This is a genomic window from Arthrobacter sp. Dra40 (assembly GCF_059091905.1).
This window is the reverse complement of sequence record NZ_JBNHHB010000432.1, coordinates 1-2,043: the sequence shown is the minus strand read 5'-3', so window position 1 is coordinate 2,043 and position 2,043 is coordinate 1. Positions and strand designations below refer to the sequence as shown.

The 2,043-nt window shown below is 62.1% G+C and carries 4 protein-coding genes; all 4 read left to right on the top strand.

All coding sequences use genetic code 11. The annotated features are described in order from the left end of the window. The first annotated feature begins 45 nt into the window (after window positions 1-45). The 4 genes from rpsJ to rplW are packed head-to-tail and all read left to right on the top strand — an operon-like array spanning window position 46 to window position 1,960. The gene (gene rpsJ, locus AC5RWT_RS36855; protein WP_003803825.1) at window positions 46-354 is read left to right on the top strand and encodes a 30S ribosomal protein S10; all 309 of its coding nucleotides are present in this window, start codon (window positions 46-48) and stop codon (window positions 352-354) included. A 16-nt stretch (window positions 355-370) separates the two neighbouring features. Next, entirely contained in the window at window positions 371-1,024 is a 654-nt protein-coding gene (rplC, locus tag AC5RWT_RS36850; RefSeq protein ID WP_494045913.1) for a 50S ribosomal protein L3, read from the top strand. 4 nt (window positions 1,025-1,028) lie between these two features. Next, window positions 1,029-1,658 carry a 50S ribosomal protein L4 gene (rplD, locus tag AC5RWT_RS36845; protein ID WP_494045914.1) on the top strand — a complete coding sequence of 210 codons (630 nt, stop codon included), beginning with the start codon at window positions 1,029-1,031 and terminating at the stop codon, window positions 1,656-1,658. Then, the gene (gene rplW / locus AC5RWT_RS36840) at window positions 1,655-1,960 is read left to right on the top strand and encodes a 50S ribosomal protein L23 (protein ID WP_127511063.1); all 306 of its coding nucleotides are present in this window, start codon (window positions 1,655-1,657) and stop codon (window positions 1,958-1,960) included. Before rplD ends, rplW begins: the two co-directional genes overlap by 4 nt. Window positions 1,961-2,043: the final 83 nt, after the last annotated feature.

Sequence of the window (2,043 nt, the reverse complement as noted above, 5' to 3'; positions counted from 1 at the left end):
GAAGAAAGTCCACAGAGCAGCACTGAGAAAGAGAGCGGAGACGCCATGGCGGGACAGAAAATCCGCATCCGTCTGAAGTCATATGACCATGAGGTCATTGATGTTTCAGCACGGAAGATCGTTGAGACGGTCACGCGTGCAGGCGCAACGGTAGTCGGCCCCGTGCCGCTGCCCACCGAGAAGAACGTGTACTGCGTTATCCGGTCGCCGCACAAGTACAAGGACAGCCGGGAGCACTTTGAAATGCGCACCCACAAACGGCTGATCGACATTATCGATCCCACGCCGAAGGCCGTCGACTCGCTGATGCGGCTCGACCTGCCGGCGGACGTGAACATCGAAATCAAGCTGTAGGGGAGTGCGGATTCATATGTCTACCACTACACGCCAAGTAAAAGGCCTGCTGGGCACCAAGCTCGGCATGACCCAGGTCTGGGACGAGGACAACCGTCTCATCCCGGTCACCGTCGTCAAGGCTGACTCCAACGTCATCACCCAGCTGCGCTCTGCGGACGTCGACGGCTACACCGCCGTCCAGATCGGCTTCGGCCAGATCGACCCGCGCAAGGTGACCAAGCCGCTGGCCGGCCACTTCGAGAAGGCCGGGGTTACCCCGCGCCGCCACGTGGTCGAGCTGCGCACCGCCGATGCCGCCTCTTACGAGCTGGGTCAGGAACTCTCTGTGGAGCTGTTCGAGACCGGCCAGAAGGTCGACGTCGTCGGAACCAGCAAGGGTAAGGGTTTCGCCGGTGTGATGAAGCGTCACGGCTTCTCCGGCGTGGGCGCCTCGCACGGCGCACACAAGAACCACCGCAAGCCCGGTTCCATTGGTGGCGCGTCCACTCCGGGCCGCGTTTTCAAGGGCCTGCGGATGGCCGGCCGCATGGGTGCCGTCCGCCACACCACGCTGAACCTGACCGTTCACGCCGTGGACACTGAGAACTCGCTGCTCTTGATCAAGGGTGCCGTTCCCGGTGCCCGCGGCTCGGTCGTTCTCGTCCGTTCCGCTGTGAAGGGAGCCTAGTTCAATGGCTAACACGCTCAAGGTTGACCTGCCTGCAGAGATCTTCGACGTCCAGACCAACGTGCCGCTGCTGCACCAGGTCGTCGTCGCACAGCTCGCTGCTGCCCGTCAGGGAACCCACAAGACCAAGACCCGCGCCGAGGTTTCCGGTGCCGGCCGCAAGCCGTTCAAGCAGAAGGGCACCGGCCGCGCCCGCCAGGGCTCGATCCGCGCTCCGCACATGACCGGCGGCGGCGTGGTGCACGGCCCGACCCCGCGCGACTACAGCCAGCGCACCCCCAAGAAGATGAAGGCTGCTGCCCTGCGCGGCGCCCTGTCCGACCGGGCACGCAACGGCCGCATCCACGTCGTGGATGCACTGGTTGCCGGCGACAAGCCGTCCACCAAGGCTGTTACCGAGACTCTGCGCGCCATCACCGATCGCAAGAACCTGCTCGTAGCCATCGAGCGCGCCAACGATGTTGCGGCCCTGAGCCTGCGCAACATCGAGGGTGTTCACACCATCTACGTGGATCAGCTGAACACCTACGACGTGCTGGTTTCCGACGACGTGGTCTTCACCCAGGCCGCCTACGAGGCATTCGTCGCAGACAAGACTGCAGCTAAAGCAACTGCCAAGGAGGACGCCAAGTGAGCGCGACCACCACAAAAGATCCCCGCGACGTGATTATTGCTCCCGTCGTTTCGGAGAAGAGCTACGGCCTGATCGACGAAGGTAAGTACACCTTCTTCGTCGACCCGCGCTCTAACAAGACCGAGATCAAGCTGGCCGTGGAGAAGATTTTCTCCGTCAAGGTCGACTCGATCAACACCATCAACCGTGCCGGTAAGCGCAAGCGGACCAAGTTCGGATGGGGACAGCGCAAGGACACCAAGCGCGCCATTGTCACCCTGAAGGAAGGCACAATTGACATCTTCGGCGGTCCGCTTTCTTAAGCGGAGACCACTTTAACGAGGAATTGAACTATGGGAATCCGTAAATACAAGCCGACTACACCGGGCCGTCGCGGCTCGAGCGT

What these genes read in the sequence shown, in the direction of transcription:
- rpsJ (WP_003803825.1), top strand. Translation starts at nt 46, where the DNA reads ATGGCGGGACAGAAAATCCGCATCCGTCTGAAGTCATATGACCATGAG.
- rplC (WP_494045913.1), top strand. Translation starts at nt 371, where the DNA reads ATGTCTACCACTACACGCCAAGTAAAAGGCCTGCTGGGCACCAAGCTC.
- rplD (WP_494045914.1), top strand. Translation starts at nt 1,029, where the DNA reads ATGGCTAACACGCTCAAGGTTGACCTGCCTGCAGAGATCTTCGACGTC.